Source organism: Cystobacter fuscus (assembly GCF_044360685.1).
Lineage (GTDB): Bacteria > Myxococcota > Myxococcia > Myxococcales > Myxococcaceae > Cystobacter > Cystobacter fuscus_C.
The window spans coordinates 3,871,613-3,892,952 of record NZ_CP043491.1; the positions used below are offsets into that span (position 1 = coordinate 3,871,613).

A 21,340-nucleotide genomic window follows, 5' to 3' on the forward strand; every position below is an offset into this window, starting at 1 on the left:
GAACGCCCGGTCGGTCAGTCCTGTCTTCCCAAATCCGCGAAGCACGCGCCCCGCGCTCACTTCCCCTGGAAGCGCGCCTCGCGCCGCTCGATGAAGGAGCGCAGTCCCTCCTGCACGTCCTCGCTCACGTAGATCTGCCGCAACCGCGGCATCAAGTCCTGCGCGGCCGCGTCCGGCCCCTGCTCGCGCGCCAGCCGCGCCGAGGCGAGGGTGGCCTGCACCGCCAGCGGCGCCTGGCGCGCCACCGCCTCGGCGAGCGCGAGTGCACGATCGAACTGCTGGCCGGGCTCCACCACCTCCTGGACGATGCCCATGCGGTACGCCTCGGCCGCGCCGAACTCGTCTCCGGTGAGCAGCCAGCGCATGGCATTGCCCCAGCCCGCCACCTGCGGGAAGCGCAGCGTGGCGCCCCCGAAGGGGAAGATGCCGCGCTTGACCTCCAGCTGGGCGAAGCGCGCGTCACTGGCCGCCACCGCCATGTCCGCGGCCAGCATGAGTTCCACGCCGAGCGTGAAGCAGATGCCCTGTACCGCGATCAGCAGGGGCTTCTTGCGCCGCTCCCCGAACAGGTGGAAGGGGTCCACCGCTCCCTGGGGAACCATGGTCTCGCCAGTGCCCACCTTCGGCCCCACATCCGCCAGGTCCAGGCCCGCCGTGAAGTGCGCTCCCTCCGCGTACACCACGGTGCAGCGCACCTGCTCGTTCTGGTCCGCCTCCGTCAGCGCATGGGCGAGGGCGTGCAGCATCGCCATGTCGAACGCGTTGCGCTTGGCGGCTCGGTGGATGCCCACCAGCGCGACGTGGCCGCGCAGGGAGAGCGAGATACGGGGGTCTGGTTGGGACATGGGTCGGGCACTCCTCGAAAGAAGGGTGGAGCGCGGGACTCTAGATGACCGCCCGTGATTCTCACTCGGAGTGTCGCTGGAATTTCCGCTAGCTCACGGGAGGTGACACCTCGCCGCCCTGGAGCTCCCGCTCGCGCATCCGCAGGTAGTGCGCGACGGCCTCGGCGATTGCCCGGGTGAAGCACTGCGCGAGGATCCTCGCCTCCTCCAGCCGGACGAGGCCGTGCCCCCGGTTCTCCACCAGTTCGAAGATGCAGTCGTGCAGCACCCCGTACTCGCGCACGATGTTGGACAGGGTGAAGCCGATGAGGAAGCGCTGCTCACCGTGCTCCCATCCCAGGGGGCCCACCCGGTGCGTTTTCGGCTCCACCCCTTCTTCCTCCCGGCGGAGGGCGGCGATCACCTGCCGCAGGAAGTCCGGGATGTGGTCGGCCAGCTCGGGCTCGGAGAGGGGGCCGGGCGCATGGTGCCGCAGGACCCGCTCCCGCCATTCGTGGAAGAGCTGCTCCTGCCCGGTCTCCATCATGTCGGCGAGGCTCTCCATGGATGCCTCCGTGGGTGCTTGGAGGAACATTGCCAACCCCCGGGCGGCGGCAGCAGGGGGGGCCCTCCAAGGAGGCAAGGGCCCGTCGGGACCGGACCCCGTGCGCGGTGGGCTTTACCGTCTGGAGGAGGGCGGATTACTCCGAGGGGCGCAGGCGCGTCGCCGCCCACGTGGCGTCCACGGCCACCTGGGCGATGCCCCGCAGACCGAGCCGCTCGGCCGATTCCCAGCCCCGGTCCCGGTTGAGGTCCGTCTCCACCTTCGAGGACTGCTTGGGGTAGGCCACCCACAACAGCGTCGTGGGCGTGAGCACCGGGCCCAGTTGGGACATGCGCTGCTCGAGCTCGGCCTGGTCGCGCACGAAGACGAGGAGGAAGGGCGCTCCCTTGCCGAGCTTCGTCCGCACGCGGGCTCCCTCGGGCAGCTCGCCCAACAGCGTGGCCACGTCCCCCGGAGCGCCCAGCACCACGGCCTCCATGCCGGGCTTCAGGAGCATCTTCTGCCCCAGGGGTTTGGTGCTCGGGGCCGGGCGCTTCACCGCCTGTCGCGGGGTGCTCTCGGCGCGGCGGGGGGCGGCCTTCTTCGCGGCGGCCTTCTTCGCGGGCCGGGTCGTGGTCGTGCGAGTCGTGCGGGCCATACCCGTCTGTCTAGTCCGGCGGCCGGGAAAAGAAAAACCGCGCCCCCGGAGTGCGGGGACGCGGTGGGAAGAGAGGGGCGGCGCAACCGCCGCCGACTCAGGTGCCCGTGCCGGTGGGCGGAACGGGCGACTTGCCGTCCTGCACCACCAGGCGCAGCTGCCCGGGGTTCGCCACGAACGAGGCGTCCACCTCGCGCTCCAGGTACGTGTAGCCGGACAGGCCCTCCTCGTACATGCGCAGGAGCTGGCGTGACTCGTCCAGGGACAGCCGGCCGTTGCGCAGCGCCACCTCGGTGGACTTGCGCAGCTTCGCCACGAGGTCGTCCTTGTTGTAGCTCACGTAGTTGAGCACCTCGGTCACCGTGTCGCCCTCCACCACGTGGTCGATCAGGTAGCCGCCGTTGGGCGCCAGCGACACCTGCACCGCGTGCGTGTCACCGAAGAGGTTGTGCAGGTCGCCCAGGATCTCCTGGTAGGCCCCCACCAGGAAGATGCCCAGGTAGTAGTCATCGTTGTTGAGCGGGTGCAGCTCCAGCGCGTCCTTCACCTCGCGCTTGTCGATGAAGTGGTCGATCTTCCCGTCCGAGTCGCAGGTGATGTCCGCCAGCACCGCCTGGCGCGTGGGCCGCTCGTTGAGCCGGTGGATGGGCATGATGGGGAAGAGCTGATCAATCGCCCACGAGTCCGGCAGCGACTGGAACACCGAGAAGTTGCAGAAGTAGGTGTCCGACAGCTGCTTCTCGAGCGCCTCGAGCTCTTCGGGGATTTCCCCCGACTCACGCGCGATGCGCATGATCTTGTGGCACAGCGCCCAGAAGATGTTCTCCGCCATCACCCGCTGCTCCAGCGACAGGTGGCCGAGCGAGAAGAGGGTGAGGCTCTCCTCCTTGTACTCCTGGGCGTCGTGGTAGGCCTCCAGCAGGTTCTTGTTCGTCACCTCGCGGAAGGTGGACAGGAGGTTGCGCACGACGCTGGGCGCCTTGTCGTCCGCCTTCTCCGGCACCTGCACGGGATCGAACTCGCTCGTTCCCAGCACGTCCACGATGAGCACCGCGTGGTGGGCCACCACGGCGCGGCCCGACTCGGACACCAGGATGGGGTGCTGCACCCCCGCGGCGTCACAGGCCTCCATCACCGAGAACACCACGTCGTTGGCGTACTCCTCCGTGGTGTAGTTCATGGAGGAGGTGAAGTTCGTCTGCGAGCCGTCGTAGTCCACGCCCAGGCCGCCGCCCACGTCCAGGTACTTGAGCGGCGCGCCCAGCCGGGCCACCTCCACGAAGAAGCGGCCCACCTCGCGCAGCGCGTTCTTCACGTTGCGGATGTTGGAGATCTGACTGCCCAGGTGGAAGTGCAACAGCTCGAAACAGGGCAGGAGCCCGGACTCCTTGAGGAAGCCCAGGGCGCTCATCAGCTCCGAGGAGGACAGGCCGAACTTGGAGCGGTCTCCGCCCGAGGCCTCCCAGCGGCCCGCGCCGCGGCTGGACAGCTTCACGCGCATGCCGATGCGCGGGGCGATGCCCGTCTTGCGCGCCACCTCGGCGATGAGCGGCAGCTCCGAGGGCTTCTCCACCACCAGGATCACCTTGCGGCCCAGGCGCGAGAAGCGCAGCGCCGTCTCCACGTACTCCTCGTCCTTGTAGCCGTTGCAGATGACGAGCGCGTCCTCGCGATCCAGGAGCGCCATCACCGCGAGCAGCTCCGGCTTGCTTCCGGCCTCCAGGCCGTAGCCGAACTGCTTGCCCGTCTCGACGATCGTCTCGGCGACGTAGCGGTGCTGGTTCACCTTGATGGGGTACACCCCCTGGTAAACGCCCTTGTAGTTGTGCTCGGCGATGGCCTTGCGGAACGCCTGGTTGAGGTGCACCACGCGGTGGCGCAGCACGTCCGTGAAGCGCAGGAGCAAGGGCAGGCCGATACCCCGGCGCCGCACCTCGTCCACCAGCTCCTTCAGGTCCATGTTCGGGGCGGTGGGCCCGTCGGGATGGACGCACACATGACCCTTGTCGTTGACGCCGAAGTAGGGCGAGCCCCAGTTGCGGATGCCGTAGGTGTCCTGGGCATCGGCGAGGGTCCAACGGTGCTGAGGAGTGATTGGAGGCATCGGCGTTCCTGATCTCCCGGTCTGGGGTTGAGTTCCACCAACAGTGGATGGCGCGGGAAGTATCGAGAATCCCCCCGGGGTTCAACCCCCGCCTGCGGGGCAAGCGGCCGAGCACCCCCCTAGAACCGCCCGCGCTGGGACGGATGGGCCGTTGTCTGGTGGATTCTTACTCTCCTGTAGGGAACACGTCCGTCAGCCGGTCTGGCGCCGAGGGGAGGAGACATGGAGTCGTCCGCACGCAGGGACTCACCGATACTGACGCCGAGAGAGATCTACGAGCGGTTGGACCGCTACGTCATCGGCCAGGAAGCCGCCAAGCGCGCCGTGGCCATCGCCGCCCACAACCACCTCAAGCGCATCCAGGCACGGCGGATGCGGCGGGGCTCGCTCATCAAGAAGTCCAACATCCTGCTCATCGGACCCACGGGCAGCGGCAAGACGCACATCGCCCGCAACCTGGCGGACATCCTCTCCGTGCCCTTCACCACCGTGGACGCCACCGAGTACACGGAGGCCGGCTACTACGGCAAGGACGTGGAGGTGATGGTCGCGGACCTGCTCTTCAAGAGCAACCACTCGGTGGAGGACACCCAGCGGGGCATCATCTTCATCGACGAGGTGGACAAGATCGCCCGGCGCTCGCAGGGCGCACGCAACGGGGCGGGCAGCCGGGACATCGGTGGTGAGGGCGTGCAGCAGGCACTCCTCAAGCTGCTGGAGGGGCGCGAGGTCTTCGTCCCCATGAATGTCACCCAATCGTTCAACCGGGGTGACATGGTGCCCATCGACACCCGGGACATCCTGTTCATCTGCGCGGGGACGTTCTCCGACCTGCAGGAGTACGGCAGCCAGGGCGAGTCGCGGCCCCTGGGCTTCGGCGCCCCGGACGTGAAGAAGCTGCGCCGGCGCATCACCACCAAGCAGCTCGTGGATTTCGGGATGCTCTCGGAGTTCCTCGGGCGTCTGCCGGTGGTGGTGCAGTTGGATCTGCTGGGCGAGCCGGAGCTGTTGCGCGTGCTCACCGAGCCGCCGGATTCCATCGTGCGCGAGTATGGCGAGCTGCTGGGCCTGGACGGCATCGAGCTGGACTTGAACGAGGAGGCGCTGCGCGAGGTGGTGCGCTTCTCCGTGGACAAGGGGCTGGGCGCGCGCGGCCTGCGCTCCATCCTCGAGCACGTGATGGCGGACGTGATGTTCGAGGCGCCCGAGCGCCGCCACCGCCGGGTCACCGTGGACGGGGCCTTCGTGCGCGCCCGCCTGGAGGGTCTGGAGGCCGGGGCGGGGCTCGGGGCCTGACGCGCGCGGGGGGGTCAGTCGCGCTGACTGGCCCTCGCCGCGGCGCCCAGCCGGGCCACGAACTGAGGGTCCTGCAGCAACTGGAGGGCGAGGTTGTTGCGCAGGACTTCCTGGGTGTCTCCTCGCTCGAGCGCGGCGCGCAGGTTCTTGTTCGCCATGGCCTTCTGGAAGCGGGAGTCCTTCTTCAGTGCCTTGTAGGCGGGATCGTCCGCCAGGCGGCGGGCTCGCTCGGGATCGGTGGACACCTGGGCCACCACGACCAGGTCCCGCACGGCGGAGAACTGCGTCATCTCGAAGAGGTTGTAGCGCCGCGCCAGATCGAAGGACACGGAGTCCTTGGGGGACACGCCGAGGTTGCGCCCGGCCACCACCACGTACTTGTCCACGAAGACGAGCGCGCTGATCATCACGTAGGCGATGAGCACCACCCTGAGGCCGCCGAGCACGAAGCCCACGACGTTGTCCGCGCTGCGCTGCTCCGGATTCCTCGCGCCCATCATCCGCCGCAGCAGGGTGGTGAGCGCGTAGCGCACCGCTACCAGCACGACGATGAAGAGCAGCAGGGAGCCGGCGAGCGTGCCGAAGAGCAGTGGGGCGCCGCCGAGCGCCTCGGCCATCCGCGGGCCCACGTACGGGCCGAGCTTGCGCGAGACGAACCACGCCACCGCCACCGCCACCAGGCCGGCGATCTGCCGGGCCCCGCCGGTGATGGCGCCCGCCACGGCGAACAGCAGCACGAGCCCCAGGAGGATGAGATCGATGGTCACGGGGAAGTTCCTCGGCCTGTCGGGGGCTCGTCAGCGGATCTTGAAGCTGTCGCCCCCCTGCTTGCGTGACTCCTCTAGCAGCACCTTCTGCACCTCGGCGAGCTTCTCCTTGTAGCGAGTGTTCGCGGGCTCATAGGTGAGGGCCATCTTCAGGTTGCGCTCGGCCGAGGCCCAGCGCCCCGCGTCGGCGTCGGCCGCGCCCGTCTGGTAGAACTGGCGGCCCTTGGGATTGGAGCCGATCTGCTCCTCCACCTGCCGCTTGGAGGCGGCGCGCGTCTCGGACTCGGAGGACTCGGTGAAGCGCAGCTTGTGGGCGCGCTCGGGCCCCGAGACGTCCGCCGTGTACTGCCGGCGCTTCGCGTCGTCACGCAGCACGTAGTAGGCCTCGGTGACGCGCTTGTAGAGCTCGTTGACGCGCTCCTTCACTTCCTTGTCCTGGAGCTGGAAGAAGCGGTCCGGGTGGTAGGCGCGGCTCTCCCGGTAGAAGGCCTTCTTGATGTCCGAGGGGGCCGCGGTGCGCTCCACCCGGAGGATCTCGAAGTAGTCCATCTGGTCGAGCCGGGCACAGCGCTCGGCGAGCTCGGCCATGGGGTTGGACGCGGCGGCGGGCGCGGGGGCGGCGGGAGGCGGGGGCGCGACGGCGGGCACCACGGGCGCCACGGAGGGCACGAGCGGCGCGATGGAGGGCATCGCGGGTGGAGGAGGCGGCTGGAGCGCGGCGGGAGGCGGCGGCGGGGGCCGGGCCATTCCCACGCTCGAGACGGGCCGCCCGGAGCCGGGGGCGGGCGGGGGCGCGACCGGGACGGCGGCGCTGGACAGCGGGGTGCCACCGGGGCGCGGGGCGGCGGGCACGACCGGGACGGCGGCGCTGGACAGCGGGGTGCCGCCGGGACGCGGGGCGGCGGGCACGACCGGGACGGCGGCGCTGGACAGCGGGGTGCCGCCGGGGCGCCGGGTGACGGGCACGGCCGGGATGGCGGCGCTGGACAGCGGGGTGGAGCCAGGACGCGGGGCGGCGGGCACGCTCCCGGCGGGCGCGGGAGGAGGGCTCGCCGGGGCGGCGGAGAGGGTCGGCACCCGGGCGGTGGGCCGAAAGGAGGGATCGTTCGGAGGCACTCCGACAACGGGCCGTGTGCCCGAGGGCGTCCCGGTGGAGGGCGCCACGGGGAGCCCGGCCGAGGAAGGCCGTGCTCCCGACGGGGGAGACGCCGGACGCGGCCCGAGCGACACGGTCGACACCTTGACCGTGGGGCGCTGGCCTGGCTCCGAGGGGATGTCGGGCGGTGGAGGCGGGGGAGGCTTGCCCGCGCCGTTGTGTGGAGGCTGTGACATCGCGCGGCTCTATCTGCCTCGGCGGGGAGCGGCCACGGCGGGCAGGTCCGCCCCTCCATGGCCCGCGAGTTGGAGTTGTTGATTGGCCTGGATGGAGCGCTGGATATCCGCCTCCGACAGGCCCGAGGACATGGTGAGCGTGGTGGACGTCTTCTGGCCCGTCTCCTGATCCGCCGCGGAGACGTTCACCATGCCGTCGGTGTTGATCTCGAACGTCACGTCGATCTTCACCTCGCCCCGGTAGCCCACGCGGAAGCCCGAGAACTCGAACTCGCCGAGCATCTCGCACTCGTCGGCGCGGTTGCTCTCGCCCTGGTAGACGCGGATCTTCACCTTCTCCTGGCCGTCGCGGCTGGTGGTGAACGTCTTCGAGCGGTCGATGGGTACCGGTGTGTTCTTCTCGATGATCTTCTCGGTGTAGCCGCCCACCGTGCCGATGCGCAGCGACAGCGGCGTCACGTCCACGAGGAAGGTCTCGGTGGCGGTGTCCAGCAGCGCGTTGGCCTGGAGCGCCGCGCCCATGGCCACCACCTGGTCCGGGTTGATGCCTTCCTTGGGCTCCTTCTGGAAGTAGTGGCGCACCGAGTTGCGGATGATGGGCAGGCGCGTGGGGCCCCCCACGAGGATGACCGCGTCGATGTCCGCCGCCGTCATGCGCGCGGACTGCAGCGCCTCGTCACACACCTTGAAGGTGCGCTGCACCAGGTCCATCACCATCCGGTTGAATTGATCCTGGGTGAGCCGGGCCGTCAGGTCCAACACCTTGCCCTGGGAGTCCTGGCAGATGCCCTCGCACCGCACGTCCGCCACGCCCTGGCCGCCCACGTCGATCTTCGCCCGCTCGGCCGCGTCCTTGAGCATCTGCAGGCAGTACTTGTTCTGCCGCAGGTCCAGCCGCGTGCGCTTGAGGAAGTCGTCCGCCAGCCACGTCATGATGCGGTCGTCGAAGTCGTCGCCGCCCAGGTACGTGTCACCCGCGGTGGACAGCACCTCGAAGACGTCCTTGCCGATCTCCAGGATGGAGACGTCGAAGGTGCCACCGCCCAGGTCGTACACCACCACGCGCTGGCTCACGTCCCGGCCGAAGCCGTAGGCGAGCGCCGCCGAGGTGGGCTCGTTGAGGATGCGCAGCACCTCCAGCCCGGCGATGCGCCCCGCGTCCTTGGTCGCCTGCCGCTGGTTGTCGTTGAAGTAGGCCGGCACGGTGACCACCGCCTTGGTCACCGGCATGCCCAGGTAGCCCTCGGCGATGGCCTTCATCTCCTTGAGCACCAGCGCGGAGATCTCCGGCAGCGAATACGTCTCGCCCCGCACGGCGATGCGCACCGTGTTGTTCTCTCCCTCGACGATCTGGTACGGCATCACCGCCTGCGCCTTCTTCACCTCGTCGGAGAAGAAGTAGCGCCCGATGAGGCGCTTGGCCGAGTACACCGTGGACTCGGCGTTGGTGATGATGTTGCGCTTGGCCGCGTTGCCCACCAGCACCGAGCCGTCATCGAGGAAGGACACGCAGGAGGCGTGCGTCGTCTCGCCCCACTCGTTGGGAATGACGAACGGCTGACCGTCCCGGACCACGGACACACACGAGGTCGAGGTGCCCAGGTCGATGCCGATCGCGATCTCTTCCGACATTCCGTCTCCGCTGTCGCCTGGCGGGCCGTTGGTGCCCCCACGCTCGGAAAAACGCCCGGATGTTAGACACTTCGAAACGGGCGTGTCAAACGTTCATTCTGGTTAAAACCCAGTGGTTTCAAGGGGTTGGCGTGCCTGCTACCCGCCGAAGAAGGACACTTCCAGGCAGCGCACGAAGAGGTTGGCGGCGGCGTGGAAGAGGGCCGCGCCCACGACACTGCCGGTGCGCTCGCGCATCCACCCGAAGAGCAGGGCGGGGAAGAAGACGGACAGGCGCCACACCTGGAAGATGGCCAGGTGGCCGAGCGCGAAGAGCAGCGCGGTGAGCCAGAAGGCGGGCCCCAACCGGACGCCGAACACGCGCCGCCCGTGGGGCCAGGCATCGCGCAGACGCGCCTGCATGTAGCCCCGGTAGAAGAACTCCTCGGGCAGGGCCACGACGAAGAGCTGATCCACCACCCACTCCGCGAAGCGCGGGGGCAGCCGGGGTGTGAAGTGCGCCGGGCCCCGGAAGGGCGCGAGCAGCCGCGCGAGCTCCGTGGGCAGCAGCGGGAGCACCTCCGTCCACAGCGCGAAGAGGCCGAAGAAGAGCGGGAACACCACCAGGCTCATCCCCAGGAAGAGGCGCACGTCCTGGCGCCAGGTGCGCGTGGACAGCCCGTAGTCGCGGTAGTCCTCGCCGCGCCAGCGCATGGGAATGAGCGGCAGGTAGAGAAAGCCCACCGTGGCCACCAGCTTGGGCACGCCCGTGCCGCCGAACAGCAGGAAGGAGACGATGATGCCCAGGAAGCCCAGGCCCCACAGGCCGAGCACCTCCTGGACGGCGGTGGGACGCCAGGGAGCCGCCGCGGTGGCGCTCACGGCGTGGCCACCCGGGTGACGAGCTGCTGCTTGACGGCGTCCAGGGGCAGGGCCCGGCAGCCGCGCCCCTTGCGCTGCACGGACACCGCCACCAGCCGGCCCCGGGTGTCGAAGAGGGGGCTGCCCGGAGGCAGCGCGACGTCCACGTCGATGAAGGGCTCGGGGGCCTCGCGCGCCAGGCCCGCGGTGGGGGTGTCCTGCTTCCGGCCCTTGCCCGGCACCACGCCGATGAGCCACTGGCCCGCGGGGCTCGCGGCGGACACCTGCACGGGCACGGCGGGGTAGCTGCCCGCGGGCGCGGCGACGACGGCCACCTTGAGCATCGCGTTGGCGAGCACCACCGTGGCCGGCAGGCTCTGGCCCGCGAACTCCACCCGCGCGGCCTCCAGGTCGACGTGGCGCACGGAGGTGAGCACCTGGCCCTCGGCGCCCACGATGATGCCCGGCCCCGCGCCACGCCCGCCCCGCACCTTCACCACCGAGCGCTCATACAGCGCCAGGGTCTTCTGGAGATCGGCACGGGTGGGTTTGTCCGCGGCGAGGACGCCGGTGGAGACGAGGGCGAGGACGAGGGGCAGGAGGCGCGTCACGACGCGCGGGAGCCTAGCACCCCGTCACGCGGCGCGCTGCTGGCGCAGGGTGGCGATGAACTGCTCGGCGGGCAGGGTGTTGAGGACATCACCCCGGCGGGCCCATCCCCGGCGCGCGGTGCCCAGGGAGAAGGCCAGGTTGCCGAGGTCCGCCGCCCGGTGCGCGTCGCAGCTCACCACCAGTTTCACCCCGCGCTCGAGCGCCATCCGCACGTGCTCCGTCTTCAGGTCCAGCCGCTCCGGCTTGCCGTTGACCTCCACCACCACGCCCCGCTCGGCCGCCTTGTCGAGCACCTCCTCCATGCGCAGGGGGTAGGGCTCGCGGCCCGGGAGCATCCGCCCCGTGGGGTGTCCGAGGATGTGCAGGTGCGGGTTGTCGAAGGCCTTGAGCAACCGGCGCGTCATCTGATCCTCGTCCATGCCGTGGCGCACGTGGATGGAGCCGATGACCACCTCCAACTGCTCGAGCACGGCGTCGGTGTAGTCGAGCGCGCCGCTCTCCAGGATGTCCACCTCGATGCCCTTGAGCAGCCGCACGCCCTTCACGGTGTCGTTGACGCGGTCGATCTCCTCCCACTGCCGGCGCAGGTCGTCCTCCTTGAGCCCGCCGGCGTAGATGGAGGCCTGGCTGTGCTCGGTCACCGTGAGGAACTTGAGCCCCAGGGCCTGGGCCGCGCGCGCCATCTCCTCCAGGGAGTTCTTCCCGTCCGACCAGGTGCTGTGGGCATGCACCGCGCCCTGGAGATCCTCCCAGGCGACCAGGTCCTCGGGCAGCTTCCCCGCGAGCGCCGCCTCGATCTCCCCCGTGTCCTCGCGCAGCTCGGGGGGGATGTACTGCATGCCGAGCAACCGGTAGAGCGCGGCCTCGTCGGGCACGTGCAGCTTGGTGCCATCGGCGCGGTGCACCCCCCACTCGGAGATCTTCAGTCCCCGCTCCTGGGCGAGCCCCCGCAGGCGCACGTGGTGGGCGCGCGAGCCGGTGAAGTGGTGCAGGGCGGTGGCGAAGTCCTCGTCGGGCAGGACGCGCAGGTCCACCTGGAGATCCTTCTCGTGCAGCCGCACCGAGCACTTGCTCTCGCCCCGGCCGATGACGTGGGCCACCTCGGGCGCGGCGCAGAAGGCGTCGAACACGGCGCTGGCTCCGGCCGCCGAGGCGATGAGATCCACGTCCCCCACCGTCTCCGCCCGCCGGCGCAGGCTGCCTCCGACGCTCGCGCGGATGACGCCCGGCAGGGTCTGCACGGAGGCGAGCAGGCGCTCGGCCACGGGCAGCACCTCGCCCAGCAGGCGCCGGGGGGTGTTCGAGCGCCGGTACAGCTCGATGCCCGCGAGCAGGTTGGCCTCGCTCTTCTCCCCGAAGCCGGCCACCTGGCGCACGCGGCCCTCGCGGCAGGCCTTCTCCAGCGCGTCCACGCTGTCCACCCCGAGCTGCCGGGCGAGGAGCACCGCCTTCTTCGGCCCCAGCTCCGGCACCCGCACGAGCTCCAGTGCGCCCGCGGGCAGCTCGGCGCGCAGCGCCTCGTAGGAGGCGAGCTGGCCCGTGGTCAGCAGCTCGGACACCTTGTCGGCGATGGCCTGGCCGATGCCCGGCAGCTCCTGGAGCCGGCCGTCGCGCAGCAGGGCGCCCAGGTCCTCGGAGAGGCCCGCGAGGCGATCGGCGGCGATGTCATAGGCGCGGCTGCGAAAGGGGTTCTCCCCCTTCATCTGGAGGAGGAGCGAGATGTCCCGGAGGACCTGGATGACGGTGGCTTTATCGGGCGGCTTCACGGGGAAATGGTAATGCCCATGGAATGAGGGTGCAGGCGAGCGGAAACACGGGGGAGGTGGCAGGACTCCGGGTCTCCGAGGGGCTTGCTCCGCTCCCTGCTCCTCGGGGCTCCGCGCAAGACCCTCCCGTGTCCGCGCCGAACCAGGGTAAAGAACCTCCGATGCTGTTTCCAGGAAGTCACGAGGAATGGAGCCGATGAAGATCAAGCTCGGACCGGCGGATTTCGCCGAACAGGAGATGCGGGGCTACGAAGTGGGCAAGCGCAACCTGTGCGTGGCCCGCATCGACGGGCGCTACAAGGGGCTGGACGACTGGTGCAACCACGCCGGCTGCCTGTTGTCCGGCGGACGCATCGAGGGCAACCGGGTCATCTGCCCCTGCCACGAGGTGGGCTTCGACATGGACACGGGCAAGAACGAGACCTCGCCGGGCGTGTGCGACGACCAGCCCACCATGTCGATCGCGGTCGAGAACGGTGAGCTGCTCGTCGAGCTGTCCGAGAAGGATCTCTAGGAGAACAGATGGCACACGAGGGACACGAGCACGACCCCAAGCATCACCACCACGGCCATGACCATCACCATGACCACCACGGCCATGGCCATGACCCCCACCACGGCCATGAGCATGGGCACGAGCACGCCCATGACTCCGGGCATGAGTCGAAAGCGGCACGGGAGCACAAGGCGCACGCGCCGGTGCACGTGAGTGCGTTCGTGGTGACGTGCTCGGACAGCCGGAACGCGGCGCGGGACGAGAGCGGCCGGGTGCTGCGCGAGGTGCTGGAGGCCGAGGGCCACACGGTGAGCGGCTACAAGGTCATCCCGGACGAGCCCGAGGCGATCCGCGCCACGCTGGCCGAGGCGCGCGAGACGGGCGCGCGGGCCGTGCTCTTCACGGGTGGCACGGGGATCGGACGCCGCGACAGCACGGTGGAGACGCTGCAGGGGCTGTTCGAGAAGACGCTGCCGGGCTTCGGTGAGCTGTTCCGGATGCTGTCGTACCAGGAGATCGGCAGCCCGGCGATGATGTCCCGCGCCACGGCGGGCACCTGGCAGGGGATGATCCTCTTCGCGCTGCCGGGCTCGCCCCAGGCGGTGCGGCTGGGGATGCACAAGCTCATCCTCCCCGAGCTGGGTCACGCGGTGCGCGAGCTGACGCGCTGACCGGGTCGAGCAAAATAGGCGTTGACGCCCGCATCTGAGTTGGAGGCGCAGAGCGGGCGTGTTCGAGCTGACGCCAGGACCCGAGGAGAAGAAAAAGCGCCGCGAGAGGCGGCGCGACCCCGTGCCGCGCTTCAAGACGGACAAGGCAGCGCAGTTGGGTGAGGTAGCGGGTTGTCCCGAGTGGCAGGTGCCCGAGGGACACCTGACGCGGCACGTACGTGAGTGGGTGGAGAAGCTGGACACTGGCCACTTGGAGGAGGCGGTGCGCGAGGCCCGGCGTGTGTTGGTGGGAGCGGGGCTGCCCGAGGACACGCCCCCCGCGGGTGGCCGCGGACGCGGGCTACTGGTCCTCGGCTGACTTGTGCTTTGCTTTCACCCAGGTCCACTGGGTGGATGTGCTGGTGGCCGAGCCGCCCAGCACCGGCAAGCCCACGGGCACAGGGGGCTTTCACGGCCGTGACGCCTTCGTCCTCGACTCCCAGCAGCGCTTGGTGGTGTGCTTGGCGGGCTGTCAAATGCGCGGCCCCTTTTTCGACAAGGCCCACAACTACGTTGGTTGTGGCTGCGTTAGGTTCAACACCACGCGCTCTGTGGTGGCCCCTGCGCCGGGGCCCGCGAGGTGACCATGGCATCATTTCGTGCGGGCGCCTCGTCGAGGTGTGAAGCCTACTTCTTCACCTGTAGCTCCACGACGCGCGCGGATGCGATCTCCCCCAGGATTCTCCGCAGGCTTCCAGCATTATTGCCTCCGAGGTCGAAAGCCCTCCGGTTCCCGGTTCCCGATCTTGGCGTGCCCATGCACACCATGACCGCATCGGGCCGCTCATACAATCTGCAGAGCGGGCCGGTGGGAATCGGCTGGTCGAATCCAAGACTGCTCATCACGGGGTCGAGGTTCGTCAGGAAGCCTGGGGTATCGCCCTTGAGGCTGCCGCTGCTGGTGTGCGGTGCCCTGTCGATGCGGAAAAGGGAGAGCGCTCCCCACGCCAGCATCTCCCTCAGCGTCTCGAAGCCGTCGGTCAGTTCCTTGCCGCGGGCTTCGCGCGAGGTGACCATGGCATCGTTTCGTGCGGGCGCCTTGAAATCGTAGAAGAGATGCAGCGGCATCATCTCATCGGACTCGTAGGCGATGAGCAGGAAGCGGGGATCGGGCTTGACCAGCTTCTGGGCGTAACACGCCAACACGCGCTCGGCCGAGAAGTCCAGGGTGGGGTAGGCCAGGCTCCCCATGCTCTGGCCCATGCGGCTCAGGAACCAGCGATAGAACGGAGGCAGGGGGCGGCCGGCAATCCGCTCGATCTTCTCAATCGTGGCAGGCGTTGCGCCCCGCCACTGCTCCGCGAGCCCAGGGACAGTCCGCAGCAGCAGGCTCTCCATCTGGGGCTCTACTTCCTCTTGTGTTGGCATTGCGTCTCCTGGACTTCCGGGCAGATCATCATCGGGAGGAGGACACAACAGGTGCCGCACGGCGGGACCGTCTTCCCATGATCGAATGGACCTGCGACCACCGTGCCGCTCGCCCTGTCCCGGAACTTTATCTTCCCCCGAGTCGGCCTGCCCTCGGGATGGAACCACTGCTCGGTGATGCCGCCAGGGAAGGCCTTGTCCTGCATCACGAGCAAAAGCGCTTTAGGGGCGGCACAGCGTCCCGGCGGATAGGCGGCGGGTAGCTGCTGATTGCGGCGGAACTTCTGGTACTCCTTGTTGGCGTCCACCCAGACGGTCTTCACGTCGTCCGCTTGCTTGTTGAACCGTTTCTTGAGGAACTTGAAAACCACATTGCGCATGGTGAAGCCGTCAGCATCGTTCTCGGCGTCCTCGTCCTCGTCCTCGTCCTCGTCCTTTTCTTGTTCCTCCTCCTCGTCCTTGGGGGTCTGGGCGTGGTTCCATCCGAGCTCTTCCGCGCTGGCACAGAAGTCATCGTCCGTTTCTCCCGAGCGCTCGGCATAGTGCTTCGCCTTGCACTTGCACTGGACGACTCCGAGCATCGTGGCGTTCGGGTACTCCTTCTTGGCGAGCTTCTTGGCCAGCCGCTCAGCGTTGACCTTGGTCGCCTTCGTTTCCTTGATGGAGCCCTGCTTGCCATGTGACTTATTGCACAGCGGGCACTTGTCATCTCCGGTGACGAAGATGACGGGCCCGTCGGCCTGGACCACGCCCAGCATCGTCGCCGCGTTGGCGGGGCTCCCGTTCGGTCCGCAGTTGTTGAGCATGGGGTCACCGAGCAGCTGGACGTTCTTCCCGTCGAACTTCACATCCATGGCTCCGGGGCCCACGAAGCTGGTGCGGCCCTCTACGTTGGCGGAGGCAATCCCGCCGCCGGTGCCCTTGCTAGCGACGTCCCCCATGGAGCCAAAGGTGGCGCCCTGGATGGCGACCTTCTTCCCCGCGATGGTCACAGTCTTGGTGTACTTCTTTGGGTCCTGCCCGCTCTTGCCGATGTTGGGCAGCGGCGTCGGGACGAACGGCGCCGGAGGCCCCGGCATCTTGCATACGTTGGGCAGCGTCGCCGCGGCGATGCCGCTGCTGCCTTCCGTCACGGGTGTCTTCGGTGCGTTGATTGAGACCTTCGGCATGGATGTGACTCCCTAGGACCCCCGTGGATCCTGCAACAACATCGCTCCACGTAAGCCGCCATCCGAGCCTGCTATCACCATGGCTCGCGGGCCTCGCGCATACCCCCGGGCGAATGCCCGGACCGCCAGGACGCCCCCGAGCGCTCCGGAGGCGGCACCGACATCGCCCCAGCAGCTGCTCGGGGCCCTGTGGCCGGTGGACTTCCAGACCGATGGCGTCCGCAGCACGACGAAGCCCCACTCCTCGCTCCGGTAGCGCTCGCCATTGATGTCCGTATACAGGTCGTCGACCCCTTCGTGGGGCAACTCGAGCCCCACAACGGCACCCTCGACGGCCTGGGTCATCCCGACGCCGAGCGAGCCCGTGCTGCTGTCGCGAAGCTGGCGCTCCCGCGCGGTGTGCGCTCCCCGCACGACGGCCAGCCGTGACAGCCCCAGGCGGCGCCGCGGCCCGGCGCTCATCAACGCCAGACAGGCGGCGCCCTCGCCGGGCGTGAAGCCACTGCGAATCCCCGGCTGCGCGAACCGGCGAGCCTGCTCCAGCCAGAGGAACGTCTCCGTGTGGTGGTAGCTGTCGGCGCCCGCCACCAGGAACAGGTGGTCCCTGCCATCGGCACACTCCCGCAGGGCCTGCTCCACCGCCCGGAGCGCTCCTGCGTGGCCGCGCCCGGCGAGCACGACGCGCGCGCCGGAGCTTTTCCCGCGATAGCGCGCCTCCACGGCGTTGACCAGCCAGCCCTCGTCCTCCTCTGAGAACCCGGGGCGGGCCTCCGGGCACGACAGCAGCACGCTGAGCCGACTGCGCTGGAGCGCTTCAGGGCCCAGCTTGACCTCGACCTCACCCAGCGCACTCTCGAGCAGCGGCAGGAGCCGCTCCCGCCCCTCCAGCTTCGGGTCAAGCAGCCCGTCTGAGGCAATCACCACGGGCTTGCCCTGGGCATCGGCGAAGGGGTACTCGGCGTAGCGGGAGATGCCAGCGCGCACGGCCGCCGCACTGCTCTCCGCGGTATACCCGACGGGGGTTCGCGCGCCGACCGCAACGACTTCGAGGGAGGTGCTCATTCCTCCTCCCTCAACTCGGCGATCTCCGTCTCGTCGAGGTAGTCCGCATCCAGCGCGGGAACACACAGCGTGCCCTGCCACACCAGCGAGAGGCGTCTGGCTTCAGGCTCCACGAGGACAGTGCTCAGACGTGCGCCATGCTCCTCGCTCCGCCGTCCCACGTGCGTGGTGAAGCCGAGCGAGATACGGGGCAGATCGAAGCGCAGGACGCCTTCGGGCGTCATGTTCACCAGCTCGACCCGCTCGCCGCCGGTGAGGGGCCCATCGAGCCGCTGGTCCCCGGGGGCACTCAGCGCGAAGGCGGGGTCGTAGTCATCGGGGAGCAAGGGTTTCTTCGTGCGCTCCCACCGTGCGTCGTACGTCCCCGCGAGCTTGCGCCGCGGCATCCAGGCGGGGTCGATGGGACCGAACCCTGCGGGGCCTCGGGCCGCCGGGTCGCCACTGGGATACTCGATGGTGTGGGCGGGCTTGCCCGCCAGTTGGGCATTGCGTGTCGCGAAGCCGCGCCCGATGGGATTCCGCTCGTCGATCCGATGCTTGCTGGGGTCGGAGTCCGTCAAGTCGTAGCCCCCGAACGCGGATTCATAGCGAATGGGGCTCGTGGTGAAGGGCCGGGGCCGGCTCATCTCCACCCCGAGCATCCCCCGAGAGTAGGTGCGCGGCCCGTGCACGAGCAGAACCTTGTGGAGCGGTCCGAGCCTCAGCGAGACCGGCACCGTCTCGGTGGGCTTGCCGCGAGGCGCGTGCGCGCAGGCGTCGAGCAGCACCTCCGTGCCCGGCTTCACCGCCAGCAGGTCCGAGTCGTAGCGCAAGCTCGACTGACCGGGCTCTCCGAAGTACTCAGGCATCAGCACGGGAGGATGCTGCTCGTCCGCCAGTTGGAGTCGCCCCCCAGGCCCGATGTCAAAAGTCGCCTTGACCGCAACGAGCCACCAGTGGACCCCGTCCTTGTCACGCGTCCAGTTTCGCTCCGCTGCGTATGCTGTGCGATTCTTCAGTGCCCACATGGGACTTCAATCCCCAAAGGTACGCGCCAGTGGACGTGTCGACACGTTCTCGCGCACGCGCTCTGCTCCGGCCAGTTCCGCGACCTGTCGGGCTGTGAACGCAAGTGTCTGTACGTCGTGTGCGCCCTGCGTCCTCAGCGCCAATTCCCGTGCGTGGACATGCCGTCGACGCATGGGCCCCCTCGCCAGCGCATCCAGCAGCGCCGTGCCACTGAACGGCTTGCCATCCAGGTAGCGCGCACTCCGCGAGAAATCCTGTCGCGCTCGTTGCCACCAGTCAGCGACTGCTGCGCGCGCCGGCACCGGCAGTTCGTCCTCTTGTTTGGAAGTCAGGTCTGCTTCGAGATCATCTTCCTCATCAAGCATGGGCGTGGGACTGGGTGCTTGCTCCAGGCCGACCACGACAGGCAGCCGCGGGTCCCCATTCTCGAAGAGAAGCGCCGCGCGCTGGCAGCTCTCCACCGCAGTACGAATCTCTCGGGGGTGAGAAGAATGGTACGCCGTGCTGGGCACGGGCCCACGCGGTTGCCATCGAAATCTACCAGCCAATGCCCCTCGGCGTCCGTGCCGAGAAACCAGCCCAACCTCATGCTCCAAATGGGATCGAGCAGTGTCTGCTCCAGCGGCTGCCCGTCCCCTTTGCTTGCCGGAACTTCCATTCTTCACCCCCCTGCTTAACTACGGCGATGCCGTAGGTATAGACTCGCCGGCCCTCATTATCTCCGTAAGCCAGGATTTGGGAGTCTAGCATGCAGGGGCGGCAGGAGGCACTTGTTCGGCGGCGGGCTGGTGCAGGGAGGCGGAGGAGGAGAGGGCTGTGGCCCGCAAGGCCGTGCGCGGCGCCGGTAGTGGGGCTGAGCACCCCCATGGGGCACACTGCTGCCCTGACCGGGTCGAGCAAAATAGGCGTTGACGCCCGCATCTGAGTTGGAGGCGCAGAGCGGGCGTGTTCGAGCTGACGCCAGGACCCGAGGAGAAGAAAAAGCGCCGCGAGAGGCGGCGCGACCCCGTGCCGCGCTTCAAGACGGACAAGGCAGCGCAGTTGGGTGAGGTAGCGGGTTGTCCCGAGTGGCAGGTGCCCGAGGGACACCTGGCGCGGCACGTACGTGAGTGGGTGGAGAAGCTGGACACTGCCCAAGAGAGTGCTGGCGGTATGTGTGTACGCCAGCCTGATAGGTGCGCACGCTCAAGCGCAGCCGCGAGCGGCTGGAGGAACTGGCCGCCCAGGACGTGACAACGCTCTCGGAGGACCAGCGCCAGGAGCACCAGGCCAAGGTGCTCAAGCTCAGGGGGCGGGAGGCACCGCGCGTTGCCGCTCCCGCTCGAGCCGCTCCAACAGCCGGCGGGCGGGAGCGAAGCCGGGCCTGAGCGCGAGCGCCTCGCGCAGGTGCTGCTCGGCCTCGTCGAGGCGGCCCATCAGCAGCAGCACCTGGGCCAGGCTGACGCGGGGCTCGGGCGCCTGGGGCTCCAGCCGGACGGCGGTCGCGCACTCCTCGTGGGCGTTGGGCCATTGCTTCAGGTTCTTGTGCACGAGGCACAGATTGACCCAGGCGCTGGCGTCCTCCGGCTTCATCCGCACGGCCTCCTGGAGCTCGGTCTCCGCTTCCGGCAGCCGTCCCATCCGGGCGTAGGCGAGCCCCAGGTTCTTGCGGACCACGGCGTTGCCCTGCCGACCGCGCTCCAGGTGCGGGATGGCCTCGGAGAACTGCCCCCGATCGATGAGCGCGAGGCCCAGTGCGCTCTGCACGGAGGGTTCCTCGGGAGACTTGCTCTCGGTGTCGCTCCACAGCGCGTAGCCGTCGTGCCAGACCCGGTTGCGCAGGGCACTGGCCACGCCGCCTCCCAGCACCACCACGGCCAGCGCGCCCACGAGCCACGGGCGCGAGGCCGGCCGGTGCTGGAGCAGGGCCTCCAGGCCCCAGCCCACGAACAGGACGAAGCCCACCGAGGGCAGATAGAGATAGCGCTCGGCGAAGGCGTTCTTCCCGAGGGCGGGGATGTACAACAGGGGCAGGAGGCAGCCGAGGCACCAGGCCAGCGCCACGAACGCGGTGGGCTCGCGCCGCCAGAGGACGAGCGCCACCACCCCGAGGCCCACCAGGGCGGCCAGTCCGGAGAGCACCCGCGGGTCTCCGAGCGACTCGGCGGGGACGAAGAGGTGGTAGGCGTTGAACTCGAGTGGCAGGACGAGCGCGCCCACGTACTGCGCCAGAAGGGGCAGGGTGTTGAGAATCAATCCGCCGGTCCCGAGCTGCGTGTGATGCAACGTCCGCCCGAGACCCGCCAGGGCCGGCAGGCGCAGCGCGGCGTAGACGGCGAGCGCCACCGCCAGCGGCGCGTAGCGGCCCACCCACTGGCGTGCGCTCCAGGCGCGGTCCCCGAGCGCGACGTCGTACACGCCCACCATGCCCAGCAGGAGGATTCCGGGCTCCTTGAACAGCAGGGCGAAGAGGAACGCGAGGCCCGCCAGGGCACTCCGGAGCGTCAGGCCCGGCCCGGAGGTCATCATCCACCACGACGCGAGCACCACCCCCAGCGTCATCGTCACGTCGTTCACGGCCGCGGCCCAGGCCACCGCCTCGGAGTGGATGGGATGCACGGCGAAGAGCAGCCCCGCGGCGAGCGCGGCGAAGGGGCCCGTCCGGCGACGCGCGCACAACAGCAACCCCACCTGGTAGACGAGACCCGAGACCGCCACGTGGCCGAGCAGGGACACCAGGTGATAGCCCCAGGGCTGGAAGCCGAAGAGGGCGTGGCAGAGCATGAACGTGAGGTGGACGAGGGGCCGGTAGTAGTTCTGGCTCACCCCCCCTTCGTCGTGGAACGCCCAGAAGTGCGAGCCGAAGATGTCTCCCAGGTGCTCGGGGCCCTCGAGCCAGGGATTGGTCTGGATGAGCACCACATCGTCCCAGACGAAGCCGTTGGCGAGGACGTTGGCGTAGGCGAGCAGGGCGCAGCCGCACACCAGCGCGAGCGAGGACCAGCGTTGCCGGGCGGAGGGGGCCTCGGGCGGGCCGTCCGGGACGGGAGACGGGGAGGGCGGGGACACGGCGGGACCGTACCATGGGCTCGCTTGCCTCTCAGGTAAGGACCGTGCCCCCGCGGTCCAAGCCTCCTTGGAGGGAAGAGCCGGGTGTGGGAAGAGGTTGCTCC

General features: G+C 69.1%; 21 protein-coding genes and 2 pseudogenes. 4 read left to right on the forward strand and 19 right to left on the reverse strand.

The window, feature by feature from the left end:
• Nucleotides 1–56: 56 nt before the first annotated feature.
• The 4 genes from F0U63_RS15895 to speA form a co-directional block, all read right to left on the reverse strand.
• A complete protein-coding gene (locus F0U63_RS15895) occupies nt 57–845 on the reverse strand; it encodes a crotonase/enoyl-CoA hydratase family protein (protein WP_395846764.1) in 789 nt (262 codons plus the stop codon).
• Nucleotides 846–933: 88 nt separating this feature from the next.
• Nucleotides 934–1,389 carry an RsbRD N-terminal domain-containing protein gene (locus F0U63_RS15900; protein WP_395846765.1) on the reverse strand — a complete coding sequence of 152 codons (456 nt, stop codon included), beginning with the start codon at nt 1,387–1,389 and terminating at the stop codon, nt 934–936.
• Nucleotides 1,390–1,525: 136 nt separating this feature from the next.
• On the reverse strand, nt 1,526–2,026 hold the full coding sequence (locus F0U63_RS15905; protein ID WP_395846766.1) for a hypothetical protein: 501 nt from the start codon (nt 2,024–2,026) through the stop codon (nt 1,526–1,528).
• Nucleotides 2,027–2,123: 97 nt separating this feature from the next.
• Complete coding sequence (gene speA / locus F0U63_RS15910; protein WP_395846767.1) at nt 2,124–4,130, reverse strand: biosynthetic arginine decarboxylase; 2,007 nt, start codon at nt 4,128–4,130, stop codon at nt 2,124–2,126.
• Nucleotides 4,131–4,352: 222 nt separating this feature from the next.
• Between speA and clpX the strand changes: the two genes are divergently transcribed.
• Nucleotides 4,353–5,426 carry an ATP-dependent Clp protease ATP-binding subunit ClpX gene (gene clpX / locus F0U63_RS15915; protein WP_395846768.1) on the forward strand — a complete coding sequence of 358 codons (1,074 nt, stop codon included), beginning with the start codon at nt 4,353–4,355 and terminating at the stop codon, nt 5,424–5,426.
• Nucleotides 5,427–5,440: 14 nt separating this feature from the next.
• Here clpX and F0U63_RS15920 read toward each other — a convergent pair whose 3' ends face one another.
• The 6 genes from F0U63_RS15920 to polX form a co-directional block, all read right to left on the reverse strand.
• On the reverse strand, nt 5,441–6,193 hold the full coding sequence (locus F0U63_RS15920) for a CvpA family protein (protein WP_395846769.1): 753 nt from the start codon (nt 6,191–6,193) through the stop codon (nt 5,441–5,443).
• A 30-nt stretch (nt 6,194–6,223) separates the two neighbouring features.
• Entirely contained in the window at nt 6,224–7,525 is a 1,302-nt protein-coding gene (locus tag F0U63_RS15925; protein WP_395846770.1) for a DnaJ domain-containing protein, read from the reverse strand.
• Nucleotides 7,526–7,534: 9 nt separating this feature from the next.
• Nucleotides 7,535–9,157, reverse strand: coding sequence for a molecular chaperone DnaK (gene dnaK / locus F0U63_RS15930; RefSeq protein ID WP_395846771.1), 1,623 nt, complete (start codon nt 9,155–9,157; stop codon nt 7,535–7,537).
• Nucleotides 9,158–9,295: 138 nt separating this feature from the next.
• Nucleotides 9,296–10,018: a myxosortase MrtX gene (gene mrtX, locus F0U63_RS15935; RefSeq protein WP_395846772.1), complete on the reverse strand. Its 723-nt coding sequence runs from the start codon at nt 10,016–10,018 to the stop codon at nt 9,296–9,298.
• Nucleotides 10,015–10,608 (reverse strand): trypsin-like peptidase domain-containing protein, encoded by a 594-nt coding sequence (locus tag F0U63_RS15940; RefSeq protein ID WP_395846773.1) that lies wholly within the window; start codon nt 10,606–10,608, stop codon nt 10,015–10,017. Before F0U63_RS15940 ends, mrtX begins: the two co-directional genes overlap by 4 nt.
• A 24-nt stretch (nt 10,609–10,632) precedes the next feature.
• Nucleotides 10,633–12,375, reverse strand: a complete 1,743-nt coding sequence (gene polX / locus F0U63_RS15945) for a DNA polymerase/3'-5' exonuclease PolX (protein ID WP_395846774.1) — start codon at nt 12,373–12,375, stop codon at nt 10,633–10,635.
• 196 nt (nt 12,376–12,571) lie between these two features.
• On the opposite strand from polX, the gene F0U63_RS15950 reads away from it, so the two are divergent.
• Nucleotides 12,572–12,889 (forward strand): Rieske 2Fe-2S domain-containing protein, encoded by a 318-nt coding sequence (locus F0U63_RS15950; RefSeq protein ID WP_095992058.1) that lies wholly within the window; start codon nt 12,572–12,574, stop codon nt 12,887–12,889.
• On the opposite strand, the gene F0U63_RS15955 is transcribed toward F0U63_RS15950, so the two are convergent.
• On the reverse strand, nt 12,886–13,035 hold the full coding sequence (locus tag F0U63_RS15955; protein ID WP_395846775.1) for a hypothetical protein: 150 nt from the start codon (nt 13,033–13,035) through the stop codon (nt 12,886–12,888). The two genes, F0U63_RS15950 and F0U63_RS15955, sit on opposite strands and share 4 nt — an antisense overlap.
• A gap of 39 nt (nt 13,036–13,074) precedes the next feature.
• Here F0U63_RS15955 and F0U63_RS15960 point away from each other — a divergent pair, with 39 nt between their 5' ends.
• Both F0U63_RS15960 and F0U63_RS15965 read left to right on the forward strand, forming a co-directional pair.
• Nucleotides 13,075–13,542, forward strand: coding sequence for a molybdenum cofactor biosynthesis protein B (locus F0U63_RS15960; RefSeq protein ID WP_395846776.1), 468 nt, complete (start codon nt 13,075–13,077; stop codon nt 13,540–13,542).
• Nucleotides 13,543–13,600: 58 nt separating this feature from the next.
• Nucleotides 13,601–13,900 carry a hypothetical protein gene (locus F0U63_RS15965; RefSeq protein ID WP_395846777.1) on the forward strand — a complete coding sequence of 100 codons (300 nt, stop codon included), beginning with the start codon at nt 13,601–13,603 and terminating at the stop codon, nt 13,898–13,900.
• Nucleotides 13,901–14,208: 308 nt separating this feature from the next.
• Here F0U63_RS15965 and F0U63_RS15970 read toward each other — a convergent pair whose 3' ends face one another.
• The 8 genes and pseudogenes from F0U63_RS15970 to F0U63_RS16005 form a co-directional block, all read right to left on the reverse strand.
• Entirely contained in the window at nt 14,209–14,919 is a 711-nt protein-coding gene (locus tag F0U63_RS15970; protein ID WP_395846778.1) for an SMI1/KNR4 family protein, read from the reverse strand.
• An 8-nt stretch (nt 14,920–14,927) separates the two neighbouring features.
• Nucleotides 14,928–16,118, reverse strand: coding sequence for a PAAR-like domain-containing protein (locus tag F0U63_RS15975; RefSeq protein ID WP_395846779.1), 1,191 nt, complete (start codon nt 16,116–16,118; stop codon nt 14,928–14,930).
• A gap of 12 nt (nt 16,119–16,130) precedes the next feature.
• Nucleotides 16,131–17,180 carry a hypothetical protein gene (locus tag F0U63_RS15980; protein ID WP_395846780.1) on the reverse strand — a complete coding sequence of 350 codons (1,050 nt, stop codon included), beginning with the start codon at nt 17,178–17,180 and terminating at the stop codon, nt 16,131–16,133.
• On the reverse strand, nt 17,177–18,187 hold the full coding sequence (locus F0U63_RS15985; protein ID WP_395846781.1) for a DUF2169 domain-containing protein: 1,011 nt from the start codon (nt 18,185–18,187) through the stop codon (nt 17,177–17,179). Before F0U63_RS15985 ends, F0U63_RS15980 begins: the two co-directional genes overlap by 4 nt.
• Nucleotides 18,188–18,193: 6 nt before the next feature.
• A complete protein-coding gene (locus F0U63_RS15990) occupies nt 18,194–18,553 on the reverse strand; it encodes a hypothetical protein (RefSeq protein ID WP_395848560.1) in 360 nt (119 codons plus the stop codon).
• Between the two features lie 33 nt (nt 18,554–18,586).
• Nucleotides 18,587–18,700 (reverse strand): annotated as a pseudogene (locus F0U63_RS15995) (hypothetical protein); the annotation flags it as partial.
• Nucleotides 18,673–18,846 (reverse strand): annotated as a pseudogene (locus F0U63_RS16000) (hypothetical protein); the annotation flags it as partial. The pseudogenes F0U63_RS15995 and F0U63_RS16000, both read right to left, overlap by 28 nt.
• A 626-nt stretch (nt 18,847–19,472) precedes the next feature.
• On the reverse strand, nt 19,473–21,236 hold the full coding sequence (locus tag F0U63_RS16005) for a tetratricopeptide repeat protein (RefSeq protein ID WP_395846782.1): 1,764 nt from the start codon (nt 21,234–21,236) through the stop codon (nt 19,473–19,475).
• Between the last annotated feature and the right edge of the window lie 104 nt (nt 21,237–21,340).